We start from the raw sequence: 25,320 nt of genomic DNA, 5'->3' as shown, positions 1-25,320 counted from the left end.
AGTTTTATCTTGATCGCTAGTCAAAAACACCCTTAAACGAGCGCCCATATCTTCGTCACCTCGGTAGATGCATTCTCCGTATTTACTTATCTTTACATAGTTTAGTTTTTTCGCGCCGACTTACTTACCATTTGAATTACACTTTGATCCTCCCCGATTCTTCGGACGGAAAAATATCTCAAAGCATCTGAATGCCACCAGATACCGGTAAGTAAACTCCAGTAACAAATTTCGCTTCATTAGATGCAAGCATGAGAATGGCCCCAGCAATATCTTCTGGCATCGCATTTCTCCTTAATGGAGTTGCCTGAGCCGTATTTTCCCTATATTCTTCAGGAAGAAACATAGTGGCTTCAGTCAAAGTTAGACCAGGAGCTATGGCATTAACTCGAATCCCTAATGGACCTAATTCTAAAGCCAAATTTTTGATAAAAGCGTCTAGTCCTGACTTAGCTGTAGAGTGAGCTATAAAACCTTCAGAGGGATAACGAGACAAACCACTGCTAATAGCTATAATGCAACCACGTTTATCTTCGATCATTGAGGGAACAATAGCTTTACAAGGGTAGAAAACTCCTTGAAGTTCTCCTACTAACTTTTCTTCAAAATCTGACCATTGGTAATTTATAAAGGGAGCAATTGTAAATGTTTTGTTAGCAGAGAGTACAAGGGTGTCAATCTGACCAAATGCTTCTGATATCCGCTGCACCATTTTCTGAACTTGCGCTTCATCAGTGACATCAGCTTGAACTGCAATAGCTTTACCATCACTGACTTCTATTTCCTCTACAATTGACTGAGCCGCTTCATAGTTGTTGTAATAGTTAACGCCGACTGTCGCTCCATGATAGGCTAGAAGTTTAGCTGTAGCTGCGCCAATTCCTCGACTAGCTCCAGTCACCAAGGCTACCCGACCTTTCATTAACTTAGTTTCTTCAGAGTACTTTCCGTCTTGAGTAGATATCGCAGTCATGTAAATGCCTCCTACCTAGAAAAAAGAAGAAATTAAAACTCGTAGTCTCAGCCCTAGGGCGTGTTTTCAAACTATAGTCACAACAGAATGGAGGCGATCGTTATCATAGCTGTATAATTTACAGCAAGTTTTTCATATCGGGTAGCAACGCGGCGAAATTGCTTGAGGCGGTTGATAGTACGTTCAACAATGTTACGTTGACGATAGATTTCACGGTTAAAAGGGCCGCGACGTGGTTCATTTGATAACCGTGGTATGGTAAGACGGATACCGCGACGGCGCAAGTAATGACGTATGCGACGACCAGTGTAACCTTTGTCTCCAACGAGTCTTAAAGGCCTCACACGCGGGCGACCTTGCCCAGAACGCTTAGACTGCAACTTGTTCCATCAATTGTTCCAGAAAAATCGACTCATTACGATGACCTGGACTAAGGATAAAAGTAATCGGCTTACCTTTGCCTTCACAACGTATGTGTATTTTTGTACTGAAACCACCACAAGAACGACCTAGTTTCTCATCTTCTTCACCCCCTTTTTTCCACCAGCTGCGTGCTGATGGGCGCAGATCACTGTTCCATCGACGTAATGAACTTCCCAATCAAGTTTTCCTTGTTCGTCGGCGATCACTTGCGGATGTTCTAAGATTTGGTTCCAAATTCCGGCTTTTGCCACCGATAAAACCTTGTTGCCGCACTCTCCCACTTCCCATAACGTTCTGGCAAGTCTCGCCACGGCGCTCCGGTTCTCAATATCCAAAGAATGCCATTCACAACTGTGCGATGGTCATTATTTGGCTTGCCTGTAATCGGTTTTTGTGGTGGTAGTAGCGGTTTTAACTTTTCCCACTGTTCGTTGCTGATATCTCCTCGATTCATCTTTTCTACACAGCGATCACCTATTTTTTCAGGATACAACTAGTTTGAAAACACGCCCTAGTCTTCAGACATAGGTGCGATGTTTGCTCGACTAAGGTAAACAGAAATATCAATGCACGGTATATCCTCCATCAATCATCATGTTGTGCCCCACAACGAAGGAAGCTGCGTCCGAACACAGCCACACCACGGCTTCTGCAATTTCCTCTGGCTTACCACTACGTCCGATGGGATGCATTGCTATCATCTGAGCAAGTTGGTGTGCAGGAATAGTTGCCAGCATGTCAGTATCAATTGCACCAGGACTGACAACATTTATCCGAATACCGAATTGAGCATACTCGATTGCCGCAGATCGGGTTAAGGCGATAACCCCACCTTTACTAGCACAGTAACTAGCATAGCCCGCAAAACCGACCACACCACCCATAGAAGCCACGTTCACAATCGCGCCGCCACCTTGGAGCAGCATCGCCTTAATCTCATACTTGAGGCAGAGCCATGTTCCTTTAAGGTTCACGTCAATTAAACGATCCCAGTCTTCTTCTAATGTATCAGTTAGCAAACCAGCAGATGGGATACCAGCGTTATTGAAGGCGCAATCCAGACGACCATAGATATCTACAGTTTTGTCAACCAGCGCCTCAACTTCAGCCGCTTTTGACACATCGGTTTTGACAAAAATAGCCTCGCTTCCTGCCTCTTGTATTTGACGGACAACTTCCTCTCCCTCGGTAATCCGACGACTAGCAACTACAACTTTTGCTCCAGCCTGTGCAAATGCTAGCGCTGTTGCTCGACCAATACCTGACGAAGCTCCAGTTACCAGTGCCACTTTTCCATACAATTGCCTTAGCATGGGTGTCTTCCTTGAAATTATGTATGGTTTTTGTCGAAAGAATTTTTACTATCTTGTCCTTTTGCCAGTAAGTTCTCTGAATTTTGAGTCAGGTTGCTTGTGGGGTTGCGAACTTAGAGTCACGTCACCCCAGCGCATTACACTTGCAGAAGCGGAACTGGCTGCACCAAAACCATAGATTAAAACCAAGTCATTTTCACGAATCTTATCTAGCTGTGCAGCGTGGTAGAGATTGGCTAGAGACAATGTTGGCCCAATGTTTGCATAAAAAGGGTAAATATTGATTGTCCGTTCTGGGTCAATGCCTAGTACACGGATACAGAAACTGGCAAACCAAGCTGTGGGTGTATTGAAAATAAAGAAGTCGATTTGCTCTAGCGTCACATTAGCAGCAGCGATCGCTCCTTCGCAACATGTACGAAGAAGTTCCACAGCAGTTTCGCCAATCACTTTATTCGTGCCTTTTAGGACTTGCATACGCAGATGTGGATTGCCCTGCTCATCTTGAGTGAGTTTAAAAGGGAATTGGTCACACAAGACGCTGGTATTAACGGTCTTTGATCCCAATAAACCTTGGCTAGGTTTGAGAGCACTAACTAAAAAAGCTCCAGCACCATCACTAAAAAACCACGAAAGAGTATCGTCTCGATCAAAAAAGCGAGAGTAAGTACATGAAATGACTACTAGGGCATGGCGATACCCTCCACTTTGTACCAAGGCACAAGCAGTTTCCAGCGCCACCGGAGTACTAGCGCATGTTGCATCTAGATTCCATGCAGCACAGGACATACCAAGTTGACGAGCCAGGAAAGCTGCATTGCCAAAGCCTATTTGCTCAGGTAAAAACGAGGCAACGAGTAGGATATCTACGTCATTGGGAGAAAGCTGGGCCGCCTCAAGGGCATCCATTGCTGCGCGATACTCCAATGTAAGTGATGACTCGTCAGGGCCAAGTATCCACCGCTCAACAGTACCACGAAAAGGATCTTCTAGATAGGGCATCATCTCTAACTCATACTCGTTGCTAGGAGTAAAGTTAACTAGCGAAAACAGCCTTGCCAGGTTTTTTTGCTCGACACTCGCTAGCAGATCCGGGTAATTTTCTCTATAATCATCTTTGGCCAGTTTAATACTAGGAAGGCTCAATGCGAGTGAAGAAATGCCTACTGAAGGATATATCATCTCCAATTTCCTCTTGTATTATTTATTATTATTTATAGTTCCTTGAGAAATCAAGTTATGAATACGACTCCCAATCGGTGCAGGGTGTGTAGGGTCGATAATTACATCAACAACGAATGGGCCTGTGGAAACAAGTGCTTTCTCTAGTGCTGCTTGAATGTCAGACTCCTTTTCAACTCGGATGCCATTAGATCCCATACCTTGGGCAATCTGAACGAAATTTGTCTGTGAAATCTTCGCGTCTATACCCTCGAACCCCAGCATAGCCATTCCTTGATCGCACATATTGTAACGAGAATCGTTAAGTACAATCCAAACAGCAGGAATCTGATGTTGCACGGCTGTGCTGACTTCACTATTCATCAACATTGCGCCATCCCCGACGATCGCAACAGCCTTACCATTTCGTGCCAGTGCGGCACCAACCACGCCCGTGACAGCATGACCCATAGCCCCAAACCCAGAACTGACACGGTAACGACCGGGTTTTGTAAATCGCAGCAGATGATTTCCCCAAGCAAATGAGTTACCAGCCTCAGTGATTACCACTGCATCGCTTCCCTCGACAATTACTTGTTGAATTACATTCATGAGAACTTCAGGTCTTACCAGATCACTGTCCTGGAGATTGATAATATGGTTCTCAGGTTTTGGTAGTGATCGGGCTGTTGACTGACTATGATGCTCTGGAATGTATGCAAGCAGAGCCTTGACAAACAATGCCACGTCAGATTGGATAGCAAAAGTCTTAGCTGATGGATACGCTGTTCCTGGTACTTCCGGGTCGATGTCAACATGCACTAAGCCTCGTGAGGGAATCATCGCCGGATTCCAAAAAGAGGTAAATTCACCTAAGCGGGTTCCTAGTACCAGCGTGTGCAGCGGAGGCTGCTCTCGCATATATTTCAGAACAGACCGATGTCCAGCAAAGCCTGTAACACCTACGAATTGAGGATGATCCTCTGGGAAAATACCTTTGCCACGCGACGAACACATCACCGCAGCCCCGGTTCTCTCGGCAAGCTGCCGAATTTCTTGTGCAGCACCTCGCGCGCCAAAACCGACCCAGATTGCAAATGAACCTTCAGATAACAATCTGGCAGATTCTTTAATCGTTTCTTCATTAGCACTGATCGGAGGATGAGAAAAGCTGAGTTGTGGTAAGGCTGTTTTGAGCAAACTCTTTTGAATAGCTGTAGGAATACTCAAATGGGCTACAAAACCTCCGGGTCGTCTAAGGCCTGAAGCTAGTCTGTGACAAACTTGTGGAAGTTCATCATTGCATTCAAAGGTAGTTGCATAATGAAACAGTGTTCCTGAGGTAAAAAGACCTGTGTTGGCCATTGTATAAGCACTGGTTTCTTGAAAAGCCCAGTATCCACGCTGCGATGTTGAGGTCGAAGGAGATAAGAAAATTACCTTAGCACCCTCCCACCGGGCAGCAAAAAGCCCAGTAAGCGCATTAGTAATTCCTGGACCAGTTGTAGTAAACACTACGACCGGACATCCATTAGTAAAGTACGACTCGATAGCTGCAAAAACCGCTCCAACTTCGTGGCGAAAGTGCAGCACTCGGATTTTACTATGCTGTAGTGCGACCCACAAGGGGGCAATTGCACCTCCTGAAACACCAAACGCATCTCTGACTCCCATTTCTTCCAACATCTTAACCACTGCTTCGGCAAGGGAAAAAGAAATATCCCTCTGCTTGTTAGGGAGAGGGATATCTGACTCAGTGCCCTGCTGGACATCAGGAAAAGGTAATTTTCGCCAAAATGACAAGGATGATAATACAATTGAAGATTGCGATGCCTGTTTAACTGAGTCCATCTGTTCAACCTTCTTTGTGGCTAGATTTTGACATTTAGTGTTCATAGTAGAAAGTTAGCCCTACTTTTGGTAAAGATAATAGCTGAATTGCACGAAGTTAGGATAAAACCCTTAGAGGATGTTTTAAAAGTATCGAAAGATATAATTTTGCAGTTTTACACAAGGTTAAGTGCAACGCCAAATCAAAGTTTTCGTCATGTACTTAAATAAAAAGACCCTTTTAAAATATCCCCTAAGAACCTGTCAAGAAACAACTTTTACAATTTGGCACTTAAAAAGCTTACTGAGAAAGCATTTCTAACTAAAAAGAAGGAAGGTTGTTTCGTGACAAGCTCTAAGGTGGAAAAAACAAGAAAGCAAAATAGAACTAAAGACGAACATGAACAAACCTTTGGTTCATTAGAACACCGATTCAGTATTCATAGTTATGACAAAAAACTCGGTTTATTTGGGTTGCAACAAGGAAAATTTGGTTTTAAAGGCGTAAAAATTGGATGTCTCAGCCTCGTTTTTTATTACTGAATCGATGTTCTAGAACTCACACCTAAAAACTTTTGACCTAATGGCAATTTCTTAGCTATGTAAAGGTGTAAGCTAACGAATTTTCATCATTTTAGCGATTTAATTTTCAAGGACTGATGTTTGTTGATAATTAAATATGGTCAGCATGAAAGCGATCTGCTTTCATTTTTATAAAAACTAAGGTTTGGGAGATAGTTGCAATCACCTTAACATCGGCTGAGGATTTGCCCTTAATCTTAGTGCTATTTGATCGAAGCGCACATACATGATAATATATGCAAAAAATAAAACAATTTAGGAAAGACCTGAATGAACCTATCAGATGTCTATTCTCAGCCTTGCCTCGACTGCACTTATCATTCTAATTATCTTGTGATACATTCCTGACTATCTTGAAGTAACTCCCAGGCAGCAGATTGAATCTGATACTGTCTGAGATCAAACCAAGATAATATTTAGTTATCAGACACGACACAGCTTCATATTTTATTAATATCCCCAGATGATGATGTGTAGTGCTGAACTCTTGTAAATCTATAACTCATAATGGTCTCCAAAAGCCTCATTGGCTAGCTACAGCGTTATATTTTTATCCTGGCTTATTGAAACTGATTAGAGTTGTATTACCCTATTTGTCTGAGCTAAAAAGTTTTTCTAGCTTCAAATTGCATCTTTCATTACTAACTTACATATAGAAGTTCAATATGATGCATATTCTTAAATTTACTTTACATACATAAATTCAACACTATCTATAAATTTAATCAACTAAAGAACAAGAAGTTTACCGGGAAGTTAAGGCGTTTCCTAACGCTCTTTTATATCTCTGAGGAAATAAAAATAAGGTGCTCACCTTGAATCTTTTTTAAAGCCTCACCTGATCAGGGCTTACGCATCAGATATGTAGCACTCCGCTTTGATTTCTGAACAAGCGCAGTGTAAGCGCGATAGGTAGGGGATGGGGAAGTCTTAACGGGGAATAGGAAAAAGGGAGTAGAAGTGTATCTAAATTCTATGATTTCTATATATGGTGTTTTAGCTCAGGCGATCACCCACAGTTTTTATTACTCTCATTAGAGAATATTTCTGTGCTTGTTCCCAAACAAGAATTTTTTGATTTTGCTGGTAAAGCGAGGTTTTAAAAGAGATTCAGGATCGACATCCGATTTTTCTCTTTTCAGAGACATAAAAAAGTTTCTAACGCCCGTTTCATGTTAAGTTTTACACCAATGCATATCTGTGAATCTCTACGATTTGTCTGTACTCCACACAATTGCAAATCGCTATATAAACAAAACACCCGATCTTGCTTAAGTTGACGATCAAAAGCTCGATCTTTAGTGGTAATTCCGATTTGGAATTGGCAAGCTAAACGAAGAAACGCAACGAGCCTTTTAAAGAGCAAGTAAATGAAAAAAATTGTCTTCCTAGTATCAGAATGGGTCTGCTAAGGCAAAAGACTCTTTGATTTCCGAGCAGTTTATGATACTTCTAGATCAGTAATCAGATTTCTCATATTGAGTGGAAATCAGGCAAAACAACTCTTACTGAATACATATAAGGTTTCTTTAGGGTAATAATAAGTTGATTTTTTCCAACTTTGACCCTATGAGTCGAAAAGCATATTCAACCGATATTACAGATGCAGACTGGGAAATACTTCAACCTTTAATCCCACCCGCTAAAACTGGTGGACGGACTCGGACTGTAGATATGCGTGAGATTATTAATGCTATGTTATACATCCAGAAAAGCGGTTATTCTTGGAGGTTACTTCCTCATGATTTACCTCCTTGGCCAACAGTTTATAATTACTTCCGGACTTGGCGTCGCTCTGGAGTATGGGAAAAGATGAATCAAGCTCTTAAGAGAGAAAATAGCAAATTTCCTTAAAGCATTATTAATTATTGCATTGATATGAATGAGTGGTGAATTGCTCTTAGGGTACTGTCAATAAAATTTTCATTTATTTGTGTTTATTTTAAATGCGATAGCTTGACTCAAAAAAGAATTAATCAATTCATCATGACTTCAATTTATCAACTTTAACCAGAGGCACTATGCAAAATATTTTCAACAGAGATTTCAAAAATGTTAGAGGATATTTTTCAAAAATAAATTCTCTTAACTCAAACAGTTTACCTAAATCAATAACTATTTTAGGTGCAGGAATATCCGGTCTAGTTGCTGCTTATGAACTAAAAAAGCTTAACTATGAAGTCAGAATCTTAGAAGCAAGCAACCGAATTGGAGGAAGAATATGGACTTATAGATTTGGTGATGAAAATAGAACGGCATACGGAGAGCTTGGCGCTATGCGCCTTCCTTTCAATCACGAATTCACTCATTACTACATCAATGAAATGGGTTTACAGTCTCAGTTACAAAAATTTGTAACTATTTTTAAGAATAATGAATGCTTCCTTGATATTAAGGGAAAAGTATGTCGATTAAAAGATGCTATCCACGAGATTTATCCTAGCTACGAATTTTCTAAAAACAGAAAATTCAAATCTAAATATACGGAACGGTTTGCATCTGCCCTCAAAACAATAGTAGATGCTATGTCTCCTAAAGAGATACGGGAACTATTTGAAACAGATTTACATAACTATTTATTAGATGAATTAGATGATTCACTTGAGGGGTGTTCTGTTGAACTGAAGGATGAAGATTTTTCACCAAACAATGTATTGCCGTTACTCTCCAAATTGAGAGGTAGATGTGAAGATGTGCTCAGAACTTATCTGCGGCATATTATCCTCGAATCCTCTAGCGACCTCTATCAACTTGCGGGGGGTATGAATCAGCTTCCTGATGCGATCGCTAATCATTTAAAAGATGACATCAGATTGAATGCAGAAGTCACAGGGATCTGTCTTGAGGATAATAGAGTCAAAATTACCATTAATGGCAATGAGCAGTTATACAGCGATACCGTATTATGCACCATACCATTTAGCGTTTTGAGAGAAATGAAGCTAGATGGCTTTTCCAAGGAAAAGCTAGATGTCATTCACAACCTCACTTATGTTGGTGCTACTAAAGTGCTGTTTTATTGCAAAGATAGATTTTGGGAAAAAGACAAATATCAAATTAAAGAAGGAGCTTCCATAAGCGATCGCGTAATTCGCCAATTGTATTATCCTCTTGCATCCCCAGATAATTCTTCTTTTCAGCAAGAAAATCCTGGGGTTTTACTTGCTAGTTACGTAATTGGTGAAGATTCAAAATATCTCGCCGAACTCAGTCATCACAAACAGATTAATCTGATTAAAAAAAGCGTTAGCAGATTTCATCCAGAGATTGAAACTAAAGATATGGTTCAAGATGTTGCTATTATTTCATGGGAAAAGCACAAATGGACTCGTGGATGTAGTGGTGTGATGTGGCTTGGTAGATCGAAATACAATATTGAAGTCGTCACAAAACCGGAAAAAAAATTGTATTTTGCAGGAGAACATTGTTCGATGGATAATGCCTGGATAGAAGGGGCAATTACATCTGCTCTGAGCCAAGTAGAAGAAATTGTTCAACTTCAGACTAGAACAATATTGTTAGAACCTTCAGTTGTATAAATCTGACTGGTTATTACAAAAAACTCAATTTGATATTAACACTTCAGGAGTTGAAGATTATGGTTAGCACAGAAATTCCAGCCGTTCAACGGTTGTACGACAGATGGGTGGAACTAGCCCCGGCACTTTGCGAAAATATCGATTTGGTAGACGCTTGGACAAAAGAATCAACAGACCTGATCGTTTCTACTTTTTCTGATTTGGAAGCAAAAAAAATTCTAGATATTGGCTGCGGTGCAGGTGATCCTACTTTATCATTAACAACATTAGTAGGTGAAAAGGGTGAGATAGTAGGTCTTGACTTTGTTTCCCAATTTATTGAAGAACTGGAAAAACGCGCTAGCAACAGAAATATCAAAAACTTGTCAGGAAAGCTAGGTAATTCTCTAGATTTGCCCTTTAAAAATGAAAGTTTTGATGCTGCTTGCTGTCGCTTTGGTATGCAATATTTGGCTAATGATTTAAAAATTAGGCAACTTCAGGAAGCCTACAGAGTATTAAAAAAAGGTGGTGAGATTGTCGTTGTTGATTGGGGTGAAGAAGCACATGGCGAAATCAAAAATGTCTACTTAGATGTATTGACAAAGTACACAGAGACAACCAATGTAGACAAAGCCTCAACAGATTTTAATTTAATTACTGCTTTCGACTTTGCCCGATTACTTGAAAGTGTAGGTTTTTCAGATATTCAGTGGGACTATGCCAAAATCCACTGGCGTTGGCAAGGTACACCTGTGACTTTCTGGAATTTTATCAGGAGTATGTCTCCTCAGATGGATGCAATCTTCGCCAATATTCCAGAGCAAATAGCTAATCAAATTCATGAAGAAATTCATCGAAATGTAGCAAAATACTACGATAGTTATTTTGTGTCTATACCAGCAAAAAATATTGTTGTCAAAGGAGTTAAGTGACATGGATAAAAATCATAACTTTCAGCCACCTTTGTTACCAGTTCAATGGACTTCAGCTTACATTACTTACTGGTCGCCGATGAAACAGGGAAATTTTATTTCATCCGGGTCTGTCTGGTTTGACTACGAATCGGAAGTGTATAGAATAGACGGTATTTTTAATCCTTGGGATGTTGAAAAAACGGGCTATCAGTTATGGATGTCAGAAGTAACTTTTTACGGTCAAGGAAAAAGCCTTGTTTCCAAACTTCCTTATCACATTAAACAAGAGAATGACGTAACCGCAGCATTTAACTATGATGTTGCTGAACTTGAAGGTCAGGAAGTTAAAGCTAATAACTCAATTGTTCCAAGAGACATTCTGATTACTGGAAAAGCCACCTTTCAAGGAACTGAAAAAATATTAGGGATGGAGGTAGATTGCTGGGAATTTGAGCGAGATAATCCCTTTAATATGCATCGCTTCTATCTGAAAAAAGGTAGCAACGAATTAGTCAGGATGCAACAGTTCAAGAACGGGCAAATGCTAATTCGTGATTTACCTAATCCTTCAACTGACCAAATTGACCAAAAAGTTTTTAAGTATTGAGGGATTTTCCTCATGAGTGTCTTAAATTTTCCGAGAATTCATTTTTCAGGGTGGTGCCGTTTTCACGAGCCGACCGGAAACCAGAATAAGGCTGGAAATATTGACTTAACAACTAATGAAATCTACATGGGTCAAAAACGAGTTGACTCTTCTGTACCTCCAGAAGCTTTTTACGAGTACTACTCTCATCTAGGAATAAAATACAACCGTGAAGGTCAAGAAGACCTAGAAGGCATATTTAGCGAAGCTGCTGGTCGTGATTTAGAAGGGAATAGTAGAGTTTCGTGGAATGCTAAGGTAGTTAGTACACAAACCAAATTTGGAGTCATAAACACCGATGACCCTTTGGTTGGTAAATCAGTTGATTTATGGGGACACTACAATGAGTATTTAGGTACTACTTTTAATCAACCAAAAGTAGTAGAACTTGATTCTGCTTCGCAGTGGACTAGACAGATTTATGCAGGGCATTTTACTTTAGGTGGAGAAGAAGCTTCTATTAGTTCTAGTCACTTAATTAATGGTGGTGTTCAGAAAATTCACCACGCTCGCTGGCATAAAAATAATCACATCATCAATTTTCCTAAACACTGGAATGATGAAGAAATTAGAAAAGCTGCGGTCTATCAGTTCGTGTTAGAAAAAGACCAAGAGCATTTTTATTTAAATAGTGATGAGTTAGATTCGGATGCATTAATAGCCTTTCAAAAAACTCTAAAAGATGAAGCGGCAAAAGGCATTGTTGTCCAATACTGTTTGTTCAATGCCAGTGAACCAATTCAACCCAATACACCAACTTGGTACAGTTTAGTCGGTACTGTCGGGATATGGTATGGGGAGCGAGAAATGACTACTTATCCGGCGGGAAGGATTCTTTACCCATTACAGGATATAGCCAGTCAAAATCTCGTGGAAGGTTGGGGTACTCTTTCGGTTGAACTTTTCAAAGAACACTTGAGCTTAAATATGCCAATTGCACTTCCTGTTGATGGAAGACCACCATCACACTCAAGTGGACCGCTTCCTGAACATGGAGAGTTCTATAGTCCGCACGACTTGTTCATTTTTTGCAAAGGGATCGAAGAACCTTTAACCTTTATTTCTGTTAAAAATTTGCAAAAGCATTTTTATTACCAGACATCGGGGATTTTTGATTTTGAATACTTAATTGAACTTAGCAACGAACATTGGGAAAAAATTTGTGAAAGTTCTTTGTTTATCGCAATCCAAGATACCCAAGGAAACTTTGTCTCAATCTTGCAAGAAAAAGAGATTATCATTCAAGCAGATCGAGCTAATATTTACCTCGAAATTCCTTCTGAGGAAAAAGGCATATTTTTCGATGAGAGCATCGAAATCCGAAGTTTTGTCAGAGGGATGCCGCACACAGTCAACAATATCCATTTGCATCAAGTTTATAATCCGGCTAATTTTCCCTTTAAAGTTGAAGAATTTCAACAGGACAAATTACCAGATACTCAAGAACATAAACTATGCCTTGTCAAATGCGATCGCCTGAAAAGCAGCAATCAATTTCAGACAGAATTAAAGTTTAATACTAATCAATACGGCAAGGCAACAGTTACGTTTAGAGGGCTAAAAAGTGGCGGAGGGCGAATTGTTTTTGTTGTTGGAGAAGGCGAAAATGAATTGATTCAGGAATTGTTGCAACAAGACCCCTTTAAAGTTTACGATGACAGTAACCAACTTAATTTTTGGAACAAGACGAATGTTATACATATCAAAGTGCTACCTCATGACTGGCATTTGATAGATGTTCCTGAATCTGACGTAGACTTTAAGCTAATGTACGAGCATATTCTGCAATTTTATGAACTGCTCTATCCTTTTATGAATCGAGAAATCTTTAGTCTTGGAAACAAGGCCAGAGTAGAGTCTTTCTCTTTGCTATCCTGGCAAATGTGCGATCCGAGCAACAGAGATAAATCCTATTATATGCCTCCTACCAGGGAGTTATCTTACCCTAAAGCTTTGCTTTTTCAAAAGTTTCTGATGAATGTTTCACAAATCGGTTATCTGCCTTGTTGTCACAAAAAGGCTGTAAAAGATGATTGAGATTAAAGAGGAAATTACCACTGCTGAAGAGATAATAGTTGCTCTCAAAGATGCAGTAGAACTGGAAATGTCTTTGATGCTTCAGTATCTCTATGCTGCTTATTCCATACCCAATTTAGTGAGTGGACAGGAATATGTAAAACGGGGCATCTGGAAGCCAGAACATTTGAACTTCATGTGTGGTGATGGTGAGGAAAGAATGAATCAAGGTATCCGAGGTATTATCCTGCGGATTGCGAGGGAAGAAATGATTCACTTCCTGATGGCTAATAATCTTTTAATGGCTGTAGGTGGTTCTTTCCATACTTGCACACCTGACTTTTCAAAGATGTCAAAGTTTTACCCTCTTGGTGTGGAAATGGCACTTGAGCCATTCTCTGAAAACTGTCTAAAACGATTTATCGGCTTTGAATGGCCTTCTTATTATCAAGACAGAACAGTTGCAGGACACAGCACTAATGGGAAAACGACTTATAGTAGCGTTAGTCAACTTTATCAGAAAATCAGGATTGCTCTAGTAAATAATCCTGAATTAATTTTGGTTGAGAAAAATAAAACTGGAGGTGAACATCACCTTTATCTAAATAAAAAAACGAACACACATCATCCAAATTATCAATGTCAGGTAGATGATTTAGATTCAGCCTTATTTACTATTGACCTAATTACCGAACAAGGTGAAGGAGCCAATGCAGAGGTTGAGGTATTTGAGGATTCGCACTTTAATAAATTTCAAAATATTTATCACTACCTCCAGGAATTTAATTTACAAGGTGATTGGTTTCACGCTTATCCAACATTAAAAAATCCTAGCATTGCTTCAATATCTGGGACTAATCAGGTATTGAATGAAGAGACTGTCGAAGTGATGCAGATTTTTAATGGCTGCTTTGAAATCAGTATGCAAATGATGGTTCAGCATTTTGGAAAAAGACCTACAGAGTCTCTGAGGATGTCTAGATTAATGAATACTTCCTTAGAAATTATGGCTGTATTACTGCGTCCACTGGCAATTTTGTTGATGACGTTGGAATCAGGAATACCAGAGAAAACTGCTGGCCCTTCTTTCGAGTTGTCACAACCGATCCAGTATATCCCCTACGATAAAACAGCACAAAAGCTAATCGTTTATAAGTTTGAAAAGCTTTATGCCAAGGCTCAAAGCTTAAAGACTGTGCCAGATAGGATTAAGGAGTTATTGCTGTTTTTTATCGACTTTACTCAGAATCTTGATTGAACGAAACATAGTTAGTGATCGCCCCACAATAGGAGTTAAAAATGGTTGTTGCAAATATCAAGAAATTAACCAGAGAACAAATTATCGAAAACGCCCGGCAAATAAGAGACGAAGTTGCTAAAGTAGCGATCGAAACTGAAAAACGAGGGAATATTTCAGACGAAATTGTGAAAAAGCTTTGTGAAGCAGGCTTTTTCAGTGCGATGACTCCCTCAGAGTTCGGTGGACATGAAATGCCCTTAGATGTTGTGTTTGATATTTGCGATTATATTGGACAGGGATGTGTTTCCACAGCTTGGGTTACTTGCTTGGTGTCGGTACACAACTGGATGGTAGGATTATTTCCTTGGGAAGCTCAAAGAGAAGTTTTTGCAGATAATAATTACAATTTAGTTTCTGCAACTTTTAGTCCCAAAGGCAAAGCAATCAAGACACAGGGTGGATATATTCTGACTGGAAGGTGGCCTTTCATTACTGGAGTTAAACATGACTCTTGGGTAATTGTTGGAGGTATGTATTTACCTAATTCCCCAGATGAGAAGCCTGTACCAAAGGTTTTTCTACTTCCACAGAAAGAGGTGGAAATATTAGATACTTGGTATGTTTCCGGAATGAAAGGAACCGGTAGCAACGATATTCAAATCAATGAGGTATTCGTTCCTGAGTACAGAGTAGTAAATCTCATCGATCTGCTAAACGGTAATTCTCCAGGTTCCAAAGTTTTAAAAAGTACTAATTTTCAATGGTGTGTTGCACCAGTTACGGCTTTATCAGGAACGGCTCCGGCTATTGGCGCAGCTAAAAGAGTCATCCAGATTTACAAAGATAAACTGCACAGTTTTTTAGACAAGAATGTAGAAGTCAGACAAACAGCTCTTGTCAGATTATCAGATATTATGGTCAGATTGGAAACAGTAGAACTGTTAATGCGCGATAGTATTAAGGATATGATCCTCAAAACTGAAACCAGATCCCTGACCTTAAATGACAGAGCTAAATACAGGGTGCAGTGTACATTAGCAGTGAAGGAATGTAAGTCGATTATCAATGAAGTCTTAGATGTGATGGGATCGCGATCGCATTATTTAACTGAAGAATTACAGCGTTTTGCACGAGATATTGCCATGATTTACTCCCATATTATGCTCGATTTTGATGGTGCTAACGAAGTCTATGGCAAGTTGCAACTGGGATTACCGCATAACACTCCAATCATTTAGGTAACCCCGTAGCCCTTTTAAGGTGGTGAATCCATTCTCATCAGGAGTTACTTACGTAAAAAATAACGGGGTAATACCCAGTGGAAAGCCGCTTTGCGTCTACATGAATTACCTCTACCAAGAATAAAGTTTTCGGTAACATCTGCGTCAGTCCAGCCTAATTTTTGGCTTCATAACTTGTAAAACATCCTCTTAGGTCTACTGCAATGGCTCGTTTTCTTATAGGTACAATCCCCGCTTTTGGACACGTTAACCCGGCTTTGCCCATTGCTCGGAAATTAGTAGAACGCGGTCATGAAGTGTGGTGGTATACAGGTATTGGTTTTCAATCTCAGGTGGAACAGACTGGCGCTTACCATGTTCCTATTCGTATAGGTATTGATTTCACTGTACCAGACACTATCCCTGAGTCTTTGAAAGAAGAAGGGTTTTCTTTAAAGGGACTAGCACAATTTAAATTCTGCCTCAAGCACCTTTTTATTGACTCAGCAGCAACACAGTTTAAAGAGCTTACCGAAATATTGCAAAAGTTTCCAGCTGATGTTATTTTATCCGATATGTTTTTCCTGGGACCCTCTTGGGTTCATAAAAAGGGAGGGCCGCCTTGGGCAACTTTGGGTACAACGGGACTATTCTTCAGCAGTTGCGATACAGCTCCTTTTGGATTAGGAATGCAACCAGATGCTTCAGCATTCGGACGTTTTCGTAATTATTGGTTGAACAGATTTCAGCAATTCCTGTTCAAAGATGTTACTGTCTACTTAGACCAAGTTCGAGGCAGCATCGGATTATCGCCTGACTATAAAAATTTTTTTGATGCTGCTTTATCACCTTTTCTATATTTACAGCAGACGGTTCCATCGTTTGAGTATCCCCGTAGTGACTTGCCTCCCCAAGTACATTTTATTGGAGCATCATTATCAGAACAGCTCAATTCTTTTACTCCTCCCGCTTGGTGGGACGAATTGAACAGTGGTAAAGTAGTCGTTCATGTTACACAGGGTACAGTATCAACCGAGGCAGATGATTTAATTCTTCCCACAATCAAAGCATTTGCCGACAACCAAGATGTGCTTGTTGTAGCCACAACGGGTGGTAAAGCGATTGACAGTCTTAATATCAATCCGATGCCGACAAACGTCAGGTTGGAGCAGTTTATTCCTCATGAGTATCTCATGCCTCACGTTGATGTCATGGTGACTAACGGTGGGCCTCATGGTGTACATATTGCTCTCGCCAATGGTGTACCAATGGTTGCCGCAGGTCAAACTGAGGATAAACCAGAAATCTGCGCTCGGATCGAATGGGCTGGGGTGGGTGTGAACCTGAAAACTAAAAAACCTCACCCAACCCAACTAAAAAATGCTGTTCAGAAAATTCTAGCGTCACCCCATTATCGACAGAAAGCTCAACTTTTGAAAGCTGACATCGCTCGTTACGATGCACCTACTGAAGCTGCTGTATTACTCGAACAGTTAGCATCAACAAAACAGCCAGTTTTCAAAAAAACTCTAGTTCATACTTAATTAGGACTTACGTATCAAGTACCAAATTTAGGGGTAATTCATGAATTGCCCCTACGAGAAATCAAGGCTTTCACATAATTTTTGCGTAAGTCCTGTTAACGTTTAAAATTTCATTCTCTCTACTTTGCGTTTATATTCCAAGGCTTGTTTAATGAAGGAGCAATGCTGATGGCTACGACTTTGGTAAGCATTCCACGCATCCCACCAGAACCAAAAGGGCATTTTATTATCGGTCATATCCCTGAGTTTCAACGCGATCCGATCGGTTTCTTAAGCAGTTGTGCTCGCAAGTATGGAGATTTCGTTCGCCTCCGATTTGGCTTGCAACCAGTTTATTTAATCAACCATCCTGATTACATTGAGGAAGTATTGACTAACAAAAGTAGCCACTTTCAGAAACCCCGGATTATGCAGGGAATCCTTTTAGGCAACGGACTGCTTACAAGTGAAAAAAGCTTTTGGCATCGTCAGCGTCGGCTGACACAACCAGCTTTCCATCGCGATCGCATTTCTGCTTATGGAGATGTGATGGTTGCATATACGAAGCGAATGCTTGCCAAATGGCAGGATGGTGAAATTTACGATGTTCAACAGGAAATTTCGCATCTGACTTTAAGTATTGTGGCGAAGACACTCTTTGATGTTGATGTGGCTAACGAAACCGAAAAGATAGTTGACACCATGAAAGTGCTAGTGGACAGTTTTAATGCGCGGGCAACTAGTTTGTTTATGTTGCCGGAACGCATTCCCACACCTGGCAACTTGCGCTATCTACGGTCAGTTCAGCGTTTAGACAAGATTGTTTATAGCTTCATTAAACAGCGCAGAGCTAGTAACGAAGATGCTGGTGACTTACTGTCTATGCTCTTATACGCAGAGAGTGAAGATGGTAGTCAAATGACTGACCAACAATTACGCGATGAGATAATGACCCTCTTCATTGCTGGTTATGAAACTACTGCTAATGCCCTGTCGTGGACATGGATGCTGCTATCACAGCATCCAGAAGTAGAAAGCAAATTGATCGAGGAACTACAAACAGTATTGGGTGAACGATCTCCTACAGTTGCGGATCTTCCCCAATTGCCTTATGCAGAGATGATTATCTCAGAATCTATGCGCCTGTATCCGCCCATTTGGAGCATAGCTCGTGAGGTCGTGCAAGAATGTGAAATTGGAGGATATATTTTGCCCGCTAAGACGACGGTATTCATGAGTCAGTGGGTAATGCACCGAGATCCCCGATTTTTTGATCGTCCAGATGTATTCAATCCCGATCGCTGGACAGAGGATTTAATCAAACGACTACCCACCTTTGCCTATTTCCCCTTCGGAGGTGGGCCACGAGTTTGCATTGGTAAGCGTTTTGCAATCATGGAGATGGTATTGCTATTAGTAACAATTGCCCAAAAGTTTCGGCTGACGATGGTGCCGGGACATCCAATTGCTTTTCCACCTGCGGCTTTACTGCGTCCCATGTATGGACTGAAAATGTCGCTCACCAAACGTTAATAAATAAAGTCAGGGGGAGATGAGAGTAAAGCAAGAAAGTGATTTGTATTAGGAATTTCGTGAAATAAATGGTACTAGAAGAAAAAATCTATGTCTCAAACAGTCATTTGCAATCAAAACAACGCTTTAGAACATTTTGACAATTTAATACAGCTGTTAAGTGGTATGTACGTAAGTAAAGCCATTTACGTAGCAGCTAAACTTGGTATTGCTGATTTACTCAAAGACGGTGCAAAAAGCAGTGACGAACTAGCAAAAGCTACCGAAGTTGATGCTCAATTTCTGTATCGATTACTGCGTGCTTTAGCAAGTGTCAACATATTTATTGAAGTAGGCGATCGCTACTTTGAATTGACACCATTAGCAACATATCTTCAGATAGATGCTTTTGGTTCAATGCGTTCTATGGCATTGGCGATGGGTGAGGATTGGAACTGGCAATGCTTAGGTAATTTGTTCAATGCTATTAAGACGGGTATTCCAGCATTTGAGCATCAGTTTGGGATGAGTATGTTTGACTACTTTGTTGAGCATCCTGAACTTGGGAAAAACTATTACCAAGCGATGACCGATTATTCCGAAATCATCAATCATGCCATCCTGGATGTCTATGATTTTCCTACGATTTCTAAGTTGGTTGATGTTGGTGGGGGATATGGAGCCTTGTTTACTGCTATCCTCAAGGCTAATCCTGCTATAACGGGCATTCTCTTCGACTTACCGAGTGTGATCGAACGCGCTAAAAAAGCAGATTTTTTCCATAATAAAGAACTGGCAGGACGCTATGAACTAGTAGGCGGAGACTTTTTTGAATCCGTGCCAAGTGGAGGAGATATCTATATCATCAAATTAGCTATTCATAATTGGGACGATCATCGCGCCAATAAGATTCTTCAGAACTGCTACCAGGCAATGCCACCAAATGGCAAGCTGCTTGTAATTGAACCGGTAGTTCCTTCTGGAAACGAGCGATATTTTGGCGTTAAGTTAATGGATTTGCAAATGCTGATAGGAACGGATGGTGGACGCGAACGCACTGCCGATGAGTTTGAAAAGCTTTTTATTGAGGCAGGTTTTCGACTGACAAAAGTTATCCCAACTAAGTCATCATGCAGTATTGTTGAAGGCGTAAAAATATGAGGTACTTTCAATGTTAAATTCATCCTTTTTACTCAATGAACAAGCAGAATACTATGGCAATGTAAATGAAGAAAATACCAAGCAATTCCATAGTAAATTGAGTGAATATGTAGCCCATATTCAACTTCAAATGGCGTTACAAGCTCAGAATTATGTTCCCCATTCTAAGCAAACAGTGGTAAGCGAAAAGCTGCTCTATCAAACCCAAGTAAGTTTTGAAAAGCTGGTTTCTCGCCAAGCAATTTAATCACAAAGGTAAAAATGAAAGGGAACAGGGACAACTAAGCCGCCCACAAGGAGCTTGGATTGTGAAACAGGTTATTAGTAAGGCTTTTGGCTGTCCATATGTCGCAATCATTTTTCAAATTGGTATTAATTTAAATAAAATTCTTGCATCCCCAAGCCCGACATCCTTGCTATGCCCTGAGCGCAGTCGAAGGGTAGTCGAGGTCAATCGAAAATTTTAAATCTAAAATCCAAAATTGGTTGACGCTGGTAAAGAGATATTATTGAGGAATAATCAGAATGAAAAATTTTTATGTAGCTAGTGGATTTTTGACAGTGAAAGATTCTCAAGTCTGGGCTGTATTTGACTGGAAACAAAATAAAACTCAGGCTATTGATAATAAAAATTTGCTAACTATTCTAGAAATTTTTATTCATGAGAAGTCTTTAGAAGTTGCATATCAAAAATTTCAGAAAGTTAGTTTTTTACCTATTTCCCAGAATGTATTACAAAAATGTAAGCAAGTATATAAGGAGTCAAATAATTTCATAGTTTTAATTGCTGATAGACTTTTGAAGGTTGTTCAGCAAGGATTTGTTAATATACTAAATCCAGATAAACAGTACGATTTAGATGTAATTAGTCAAGAAAGTTTTCAAGTAATGCGTTGTCTATTTTCTCAAGAAAGTTTTGCAGGAAATGAACAAGAAATTAGCAGTTTTGAAACTTTTAAGCAATCAGTAGAATATCTAGCAACACTTGGTCTGCTCTCCCCGGCTGTAAGTACTTTAGAATGGGGTGATTTGAGACGGAGTTCTCCTTTATGTCCTCTGTTTGGATTTACCAGAGGAACTCCTATAGATCGATATTATTTGGGTAAATTTATTAAGGAAATTCGACACCAAGTTGTAGGAACCGTAATGGAACTGGGGGGAATTTTGCAAAATCGAGAACTTTATCAGTTTTCTGATGTCACAGAATATCAAACTCTAGATGTAGCACCCAGACCAGGAGTTACCCAAATAGGAGATGTTCACGACTTAGGAGCGATCACACCAGAATCTTTAGACGCAATAGTGGTTTTTAATGTGTTGGAACACTGTCATAATCCTTGGGTAGTTATCCAAAATATTTACAATTGGTTGAAAGTAGGTGGTCAATGTTTTTGCTTGGTTCCGAGCGCTCAAAGATTGCATGATATGCCTGGAGATTATTGGCGACCGCTTCCAGACGGAATGAAACAATTATTTCGGGATTTTTCCCAACAAAAATTATCTGTTTACGGCAATCCTTTAACAGTTGTAGCCAGTTTTATGGGAATTTCAGCAGAAGAATTATTGCCTCATGAACTAGATAATTTTCATCCAGATTACCCGGTGGTAACTTGTATAGTTGCGAAGAAGTAATCTTGAAAACCCCACTTCCAATACTACTTGGTTAAGAAAATTTGTAGGTTGGGTTTCACTGCATTCAACCCAAAAAAGCCTTGAAAATGTTGGGTTTCGTTCCTTAACCCAACCTACACCAAAGTAATTTTTTAGGCAAAATCTACGCAGTATTGATACCATTTATGCCATCGGTTAAGCCGAAAATCAAGTCTAACGATCATTTAAACGGGAATTTAAACCATGATTGTAGTCATCAAACCTGGTACTCCTGCCTTAGAAATTGAGCGAATCTGTCAAGAATTACATAGTTGGAATGTCATCCCAGAACAAATTGTTGGCAAACAGCAAGTTGCTATTGGTTTAATCGGTGATACAGTTGCTCTCAATCCTCAACAAATCGAACAATTAAGTCCTTTTATTGAAAAGGTTATCCGGGTAAATAAGCCTTATAAACGAGCGAGTTTAGAATTTCGTCATGGAGAGCCGAGTTCGGTAATTGTATCAACACCGAATGGATTAGTAAAATTTGGTCAAGATTATCCGATAGTTTCCATCGCTGGACCATGCTCAGTAGAAAATGAAGAAATGATTGTGCAGACAGCTCAATTTGTCAAGGCGGCTGGTGCTAAGTTTTTGCGAGGAGGAGCCTATAAGCCCCGAACCTCTCCTTATGCTTTCCAAGGACACGGTGCGCCAGCTTTAGACTTGCTGGCAACAGCACGTCAGGCTACAGGTTTGGGTATTGTAACTGAAGTCATGGATACAGCCGATCTGGAGAAAGTGGCGGAGGTTGCAGACATGATCCAAATTGGTGCCCGCAATATGCAAAATTTTTCATTGTTGAAACGAGTCGGGGCAATAAGTAAGCCAGTTGTACTGAAGCGAGGTTTATCCGCAACAATTGAAGAGTGGTTGATGGCGGCTGAGTACATTTTGGCAGCAGGTAATCCAAATGTGATTTTGTGCGAACGGGGAATACGCACCTTTGATCGACAATATACGCGAAATACACTCGATCTTGCGGCTGTACCGGTTTTGCGATCGCTAACTCATTTACCAATTATGGTTGATCCTAGCCACGGTACTGGTCTAGCAGAGTATGTCCCAACAATGGCTAAAGCTGCGATCGTTGCTGGAGCAGATTCTCTGATGATTGAGGTTCACCCAAATCCCAAGAAGGCTCTTTCTGATGGTTCTCAGTCCCTCTCCTTGCAACAATATGAGGAACTGATGAAACAGATGGCTATTATCGGTCAAGCTGTTTGCCATTGGCCTCAAGAATATCCGTTATCAACAACACCCTTAGGTTTGCACAGACAGTTAACCACAAACAGTTCGGCAAGTCTTTAGTTGAATTTTATGTTCCAATCTCATCAACTACAGCAGATTGCAGAGCAAATCACCTCTGTAAAAATCTCTTGAAAGCAGTTGGAGACAAATTGCTAATGAATTTTGATAGTCATCGCTACACAACTAAAGGTGAAGTTTGTGTATCTCGCACTGTAACTGAGACTTCGATGGCAACTGCGATTGAAGAGGTTTTGTTACATATTGATACTCAGCGTGGAGGATTACTTGCAAGCAGTTATGAATATCCAGGACGATACAAAAGATGGGCGATCGGCTTTATTAATCCACCCTTAGAACTGGTTACTTGTGAGAACTCTTTTACACTCACAGCACATAATCAGCGAGGTATGGTGCTGTTAAATTATCTGGCAGAGCGTCTATTAAAGCAACCGCAACTTCAGGCAGTCAATTGGCAGGAAGGTTATATAACTGGCTTTGTCCGACCAACAGAACGTTTTTTTTCTGAAGAAGAACGAAGCAAGCAACCATCTGTTTTTAGTGTTGTTCGAGAGATTTTATCTGCCTTCGAGAGTTCTGAAGATAACCATTTAGGACTCTACGGTGCATTTGGCTACGATTTAGTTTTCCAGTTTGAGCCAATGCGAAAGCTACTCCCACGTTCTCCAGAGCAGCGAGATTTGTTGTTATATTTACCTGATGAATTAGTAATTGTTGACTACTATCTGCAACGCGCAATTCTTGTGCAGTATGAATTTGAGACTAAGCATGGTAGCACTAAGGGTTTATCGAAGAGGAGTGAAGACATTAATTACCAAGGTAAACGTCGTACTCCTACTCAAGGGTCCGATCATGCAACTGACGAGTATGCTCTTCAAGTCGAAAAAGCACTCGATTACTTCCGTCGGGGTGATTTATTTGAGGTTGTTCCTAGTCAAAGCTTCTTTAAAGCCTGCGAAAAATCCCCCGCAGAGCTGTTCCGAACTTTACAGCAGATTAATCCCAGTCCCTATGGATTTATCTTTAATTTGGGTAGAGAGTATCTAATTGGTGCATCCCCAGAAATGTTTGTTAGAGTAGAAGGTAAGCGTGTTGAAACTTGCCCAATTAGTGGTACAATTAGGCGAGGAAAAGATGCGATCGATGATGCCACTCAAATCCTTCAGCTGCTTAACTCACGCAAAGATGAAGCTGAACTGACAATGTGTACTGATGTTGACCGCAACGATAAATCCCGGATTTGTGAGCCTGGGTCAGTACGAGTGATTGGTCGCCGCCAAATTGAGTTGTACAGTCATCTAATCCATACCGTAGATCATGTTGAAGGCTTACTGCGACCTGAGTTTGACGCTTTAGATGCATTTCTTACCCATCTTTGGGCAGTCACAGTCACAGGAGCGCCAAAACGGGCAGCAATCAAGTTTATCGAACAACACGAGCGTAGTCCTCGGCGTTGGTATGGTGGAGCGGTTGGTTACTTAACCTTTAAAGGTCATCTAAACACCGGTTTAATTCTACGGACTATCCAGCTTGCAGATGCGATCGCAGAAGTAAGAGTGGGGGCGACAGTTCTTTATGACTCGGTTCCAGAAGCCGAAGCCCAAGAAACTCTCACCAAAGCTGCTGCCCTCTTTCAGACACTTTATCAGACGAAGCAGACCAGTACTGATGTCTCAAGCAACTCAAATTTTGACCATCATCAAGCTAGCGCTGAACCAGCCAAACATATCTTACTCATTGACTATGAAGACTCATTTGTTCACACACTAGCAAACTACATCCGTCAAACCGGTGCTACAGTCACAACTTTGCGTCATGGTTTTTCTGAATCAGTCTTTGATGCAGAATCTCCAGACCTTGTGGTTTTATCTCCGGGGCCAGGAAAACCAAGTGACTTTCAAGTAGCAGAAGCGATCGCAGCTTGCACAAGACGGCAAATCCCTATTTTTGGTGTGTGTTTGGGATTACAGTCAATTGTTGAAGCTTTCGGGGGTAAGTTGGGAGTTCTCAATTATCCTCAACACGGCAAAATATCTCGTGTTTCGGTTGTGAATTCCGACTCTGCGGTTTTTAAAGACTTGCCGCGATCGTTTGAGGTTGGCAGATATCACTCGTTGTTTGCTCGACCTGAAAATATGCCTCAAGAACTGAAAGTTACAGCCATTTCGGATGATGGCGTGATTATGGGTATCGAGCATGAGACATTGCCAATTGCCGCCGTTCAGTTTCATCCAGAATCAATTATGAGTCTGGCTGGAGAAGTTGGTCTAGCAATTATTAAGAACGTCATCCTTGCATACGCCAAAACTAGGCAGACTCAGTTCTCTTATGTAAATCAACTTCCAATCAAAATCTAGGAGAGA

The 25,320-nt window shown here is 40.6% G+C and carries 18 protein-coding genes and 2 pseudogenes; 15 read left to right on the top strand and 5 right to left on the bottom strand.

Annotation, left to right across the window (positions count from 1 at the left end; all coding sequences use genetic code 11):
- Positions 1–178 precede the first annotated feature (178 nt).
- The 5 genes and pseudogenes from LC608_RS30590 to LC608_RS30570 all read right to left on the bottom strand — a co-directional run bounded on the left by LC608_RS30590 (position 179) and on the right by LC608_RS30570 (position 5,721).
- Positions 179–973: an SDR family oxidoreductase gene (locus tag LC608_RS30590; protein WP_229557160.1), complete on the bottom strand. Its 795-nt coding sequence runs from the start codon at positions 971–973 to the stop codon at positions 179–181.
- A 77-nt stretch (positions 974–1,050) separates the two neighbouring features.
- Positions 1,051–1,850: pseudogene (locus LC608_RS30585) on the bottom strand (IS5 family transposase).
- Between the two features lie 109 nt (positions 1,851–1,959).
- A complete protein-coding gene (locus LC608_RS30580) occupies positions 1,960–2,709 on the bottom strand; it encodes an SDR family oxidoreductase (RefSeq protein WP_229557159.1) in 750 nt (249 codons plus the stop codon).
- A gap of 48 nt (positions 2,710–2,757) precedes the next feature.
- The gene (locus LC608_RS30575) at positions 2,758–3,891 is read right to left on the bottom strand and encodes a 3-oxoacyl-ACP synthase III family protein (protein ID WP_229557158.1); all 1,134 of its coding nucleotides are present in this window, start codon (positions 3,889–3,891) and stop codon (positions 2,758–2,760) included.
- A gap of 18 nt (positions 3,892–3,909) precedes the next feature.
- On the bottom strand, positions 3,910–5,721 hold the full coding sequence (locus tag LC608_RS30570; protein ID WP_229557157.1) for a ScyA-related TPP-binding enzyme: 1,812 nt from the start codon (positions 5,719–5,721) through the stop codon (positions 3,910–3,912).
- Between the two features lie 324 nt (positions 5,722–6,045).
- On the opposite strand from LC608_RS30570, the gene LC608_RS30565 reads away from it, so the two are divergent.
- The 15 genes and pseudogenes from LC608_RS30565 to LC608_RS30495 all read left to right on the top strand — a co-directional run bounded on the left by LC608_RS30565 (position 6,046) and on the right by LC608_RS30495 (position 25,314).
- Positions 6,046–6,243, top strand: a complete 198-nt coding sequence (locus tag LC608_RS30565; protein WP_229557156.1) for a hypothetical protein — start codon at positions 6,046–6,048, stop codon at positions 6,241–6,243.
- Positions 6,244–7,851: 1,608 nt separating this feature from the next.
- Positions 7,852–8,112, top strand: a pseudogene (locus LC608_RS30560) (transposase); the annotation flags it as partial.
- A 191-nt stretch (positions 8,113–8,303) separates the two neighbouring features.
- Entirely contained in the window at positions 8,304–9,821 is a 1,518-nt protein-coding gene (locus LC608_RS30555; RefSeq protein ID WP_229557154.1) for an FAD-dependent oxidoreductase, read from the top strand.
- Positions 9,822–9,880: 59 nt separating this feature from the next.
- Complete coding sequence (locus tag LC608_RS30550) at positions 9,881–10,735, top strand: class I SAM-dependent methyltransferase (protein WP_229557153.1); 855 nt, start codon at positions 9,881–9,883, stop codon at positions 10,733–10,735.
- Position 10,736: 1 nt separating this feature from the next.
- Positions 10,737–11,324, top strand: coding sequence for a violacein biosynthesis enzyme VioE (vioE, locus tag LC608_RS30545; RefSeq protein ID WP_229557152.1), 588 nt, complete (start codon positions 10,737–10,739; stop codon positions 11,322–11,324).
- Between the two features lie 12 nt (positions 11,325–11,336).
- Positions 11,337–13,400 carry a hypothetical protein gene (locus LC608_RS30540; RefSeq protein WP_229557151.1) on the top strand — a complete coding sequence of 688 codons (2,064 nt, stop codon included), beginning with the start codon at positions 11,337–11,339 and terminating at the stop codon, positions 13,398–13,400.
- A complete protein-coding gene (locus LC608_RS30535) occupies positions 13,393–14,637 on the top strand; it encodes a ferritin-like protein (RefSeq protein ID WP_229557150.1) in 1,245 nt (414 codons plus the stop codon). Before LC608_RS30540 ends, LC608_RS30535 begins: the two co-directional genes overlap by 8 nt.
- 41 nt (positions 14,638–14,678) lie before the next feature.
- Entirely contained in the window at positions 14,679–15,857 is a 1,179-nt protein-coding gene (locus LC608_RS30530; protein WP_229557149.1) for an acyl-CoA dehydrogenase family protein, read from the top strand.
- 206 nt (positions 15,858–16,063) lie between these two features.
- Positions 16,064–17,383, top strand: a complete 1,320-nt coding sequence (locus tag LC608_RS30525; protein WP_229557148.1) for a glycosyltransferase — start codon at positions 16,064–16,066, stop codon at positions 17,381–17,383.
- Positions 17,384–17,551: 168 nt separating this feature from the next.
- Positions 17,552–18,895 (top strand): cytochrome P450, encoded by a 1,344-nt coding sequence (locus tag LC608_RS30520; RefSeq protein ID WP_308189951.1) that lies wholly within the window; start codon positions 17,552–17,554, stop codon positions 18,893–18,895.
- Between the two features lie 90 nt (positions 18,896–18,985).
- Positions 18,986–20,035, top strand: a complete 1,050-nt coding sequence (locus LC608_RS30515) for an acetylserotonin O-methyltransferase (protein ID WP_229557146.1) — start codon at positions 18,986–18,988, stop codon at positions 20,033–20,035.
- A 10-nt stretch (positions 20,036–20,045) separates the two neighbouring features.
- Entirely contained in the window at positions 20,046–20,282 is a 237-nt protein-coding gene (locus LC608_RS30510) for a hypothetical protein (RefSeq protein WP_229557145.1), read from the top strand.
- Between the two features lie 278 nt (positions 20,283–20,560).
- Entirely contained in the window at positions 20,561–21,667 is a 1,107-nt protein-coding gene (locus tag LC608_RS30505; RefSeq protein ID WP_229557144.1) for a methyltransferase domain-containing protein, read from the top strand.
- Positions 21,668–21,889: 222 nt separating this feature from the next.
- The gene (gene aroF / locus LC608_RS30500; protein WP_229557143.1) at positions 21,890–22,999 is read left to right on the top strand and encodes a 3-deoxy-7-phosphoheptulonate synthase; all 1,110 of its coding nucleotides are present in this window, start codon (positions 21,890–21,892) and stop codon (positions 22,997–22,999) included.
- A 95-nt stretch (positions 23,000–23,094) separates the two neighbouring features.
- Positions 23,095–25,314, top strand: a complete 2,220-nt coding sequence (locus LC608_RS30495) for an anthranilate synthase (protein ID WP_229557142.1) — start codon at positions 23,095–23,097, stop codon at positions 25,312–25,314.
- Positions 25,315–25,320: the final 6 nt, after the last annotated feature.

Origin of the sequence: Nostoc sp. XA010 (assembly GCF_020829625.1) — a bacterium.
Classification (GTDB): Bacteria; Cyanobacteriota; Cyanobacteriia; order Cyanobacteriales; family Nostocaceae; genus Nostoc.
This window is presented reverse-complemented; position numbering and strand designations above follow the sequence as displayed.

Bases quoted from the DNA above. Each gene is read 5' to 3' on its own strand.
- LC608_RS30550 (WP_229557153.1), top strand. From the start codon at position 9,881: ATGGTTAGCACAGAAATTCCAGCCGTTCAACGGTTGTACGACAGATGG.
- LC608_RS30515 (WP_229557146.1), top strand. From the start codon at position 18,986: ATGTCTCAAACAGTCATTTGCAATCAAAACAACGCTTTAGAACATTTT.
- LC608_RS30525 (WP_229557148.1), top strand. From the start codon at position 16,064: ATGGCTCGTTTTCTTATAGGTACAATCCCCGCTTTTGGACACGTTAAC.
- LC608_RS30555 (WP_229557154.1), top strand. From the start codon at position 8,304: ATGCAAAATATTTTCAACAGAGATTTCAAAAATGTTAGAGGATATTTT.
- LC608_RS30510 (WP_229557145.1), top strand. From the start codon at position 20,046: ATGTTAAATTCATCCTTTTTACTCAATGAACAAGCAGAATACTATGGC.
- LC608_RS30575 (WP_229557158.1), bottom strand. From the start codon at position 3,891: ATGATATATCCTTCAGTAGGCATTTCTTCACTCGCATTGAGCCTTCCT.
- LC608_RS30590 (WP_229557160.1), bottom strand. From the start codon at position 973: ATGACTGCGATATCTACTCAAGACGGAAAGTACTCTGAAGAAACTAAG.
- LC608_RS30530 (WP_229557149.1), top strand. From the start codon at position 14,679: ATGGTTGTTGCAAATATCAAGAAATTAACCAGAGAACAAATTATCGAA.
- LC608_RS30505 (WP_229557144.1), top strand. From the start codon at position 20,561: ATGAAAAATTTTTATGTAGCTAGTGGATTTTTGACAGTGAAAGATTCT.
- LC608_RS30570 (WP_229557157.1), bottom strand. From the start codon at position 5,721: ATGGACTCAGTTAAACAGGCATCGCAATCTTCAATTGTATTATCATCC.
- LC608_RS30520 (WP_308189951.1), top strand. From the start codon at position 17,552: ATGGCTACGACTTTGGTAAGCATTCCACGCATCCCACCAGAACCAAAA.
- aroF (WP_229557143.1), top strand. From the start codon at position 21,890: ATGATTGTAGTCATCAAACCTGGTACTCCTGCCTTAGAAATTGAGCGA.
- LC608_RS30495 (WP_229557142.1), top strand. From the start codon at position 23,095: ATGAATTTTGATAGTCATCGCTACACAACTAAAGGTGAAGTTTGTGTA.
- LC608_RS30535 (WP_229557150.1), top strand. From the start codon at position 13,393: ATGATTGAGATTAAAGAGGAAATTACCACTGCTGAAGAGATAATAGTT.
- vioE (WP_229557152.1), top strand. From the start codon at position 10,737: ATGGATAAAAATCATAACTTTCAGCCACCTTTGTTACCAGTTCAATGG.
- LC608_RS30580 (WP_229557159.1), bottom strand. From the start codon at position 2,709: ATGCTAAGGCAATTGTATGGAAAAGTGGCACTGGTAACTGGAGCTTCG.
- LC608_RS30540 (WP_229557151.1), top strand. From the start codon at position 11,337: ATGAGTGTCTTAAATTTTCCGAGAATTCATTTTTCAGGGTGGTGCCGT.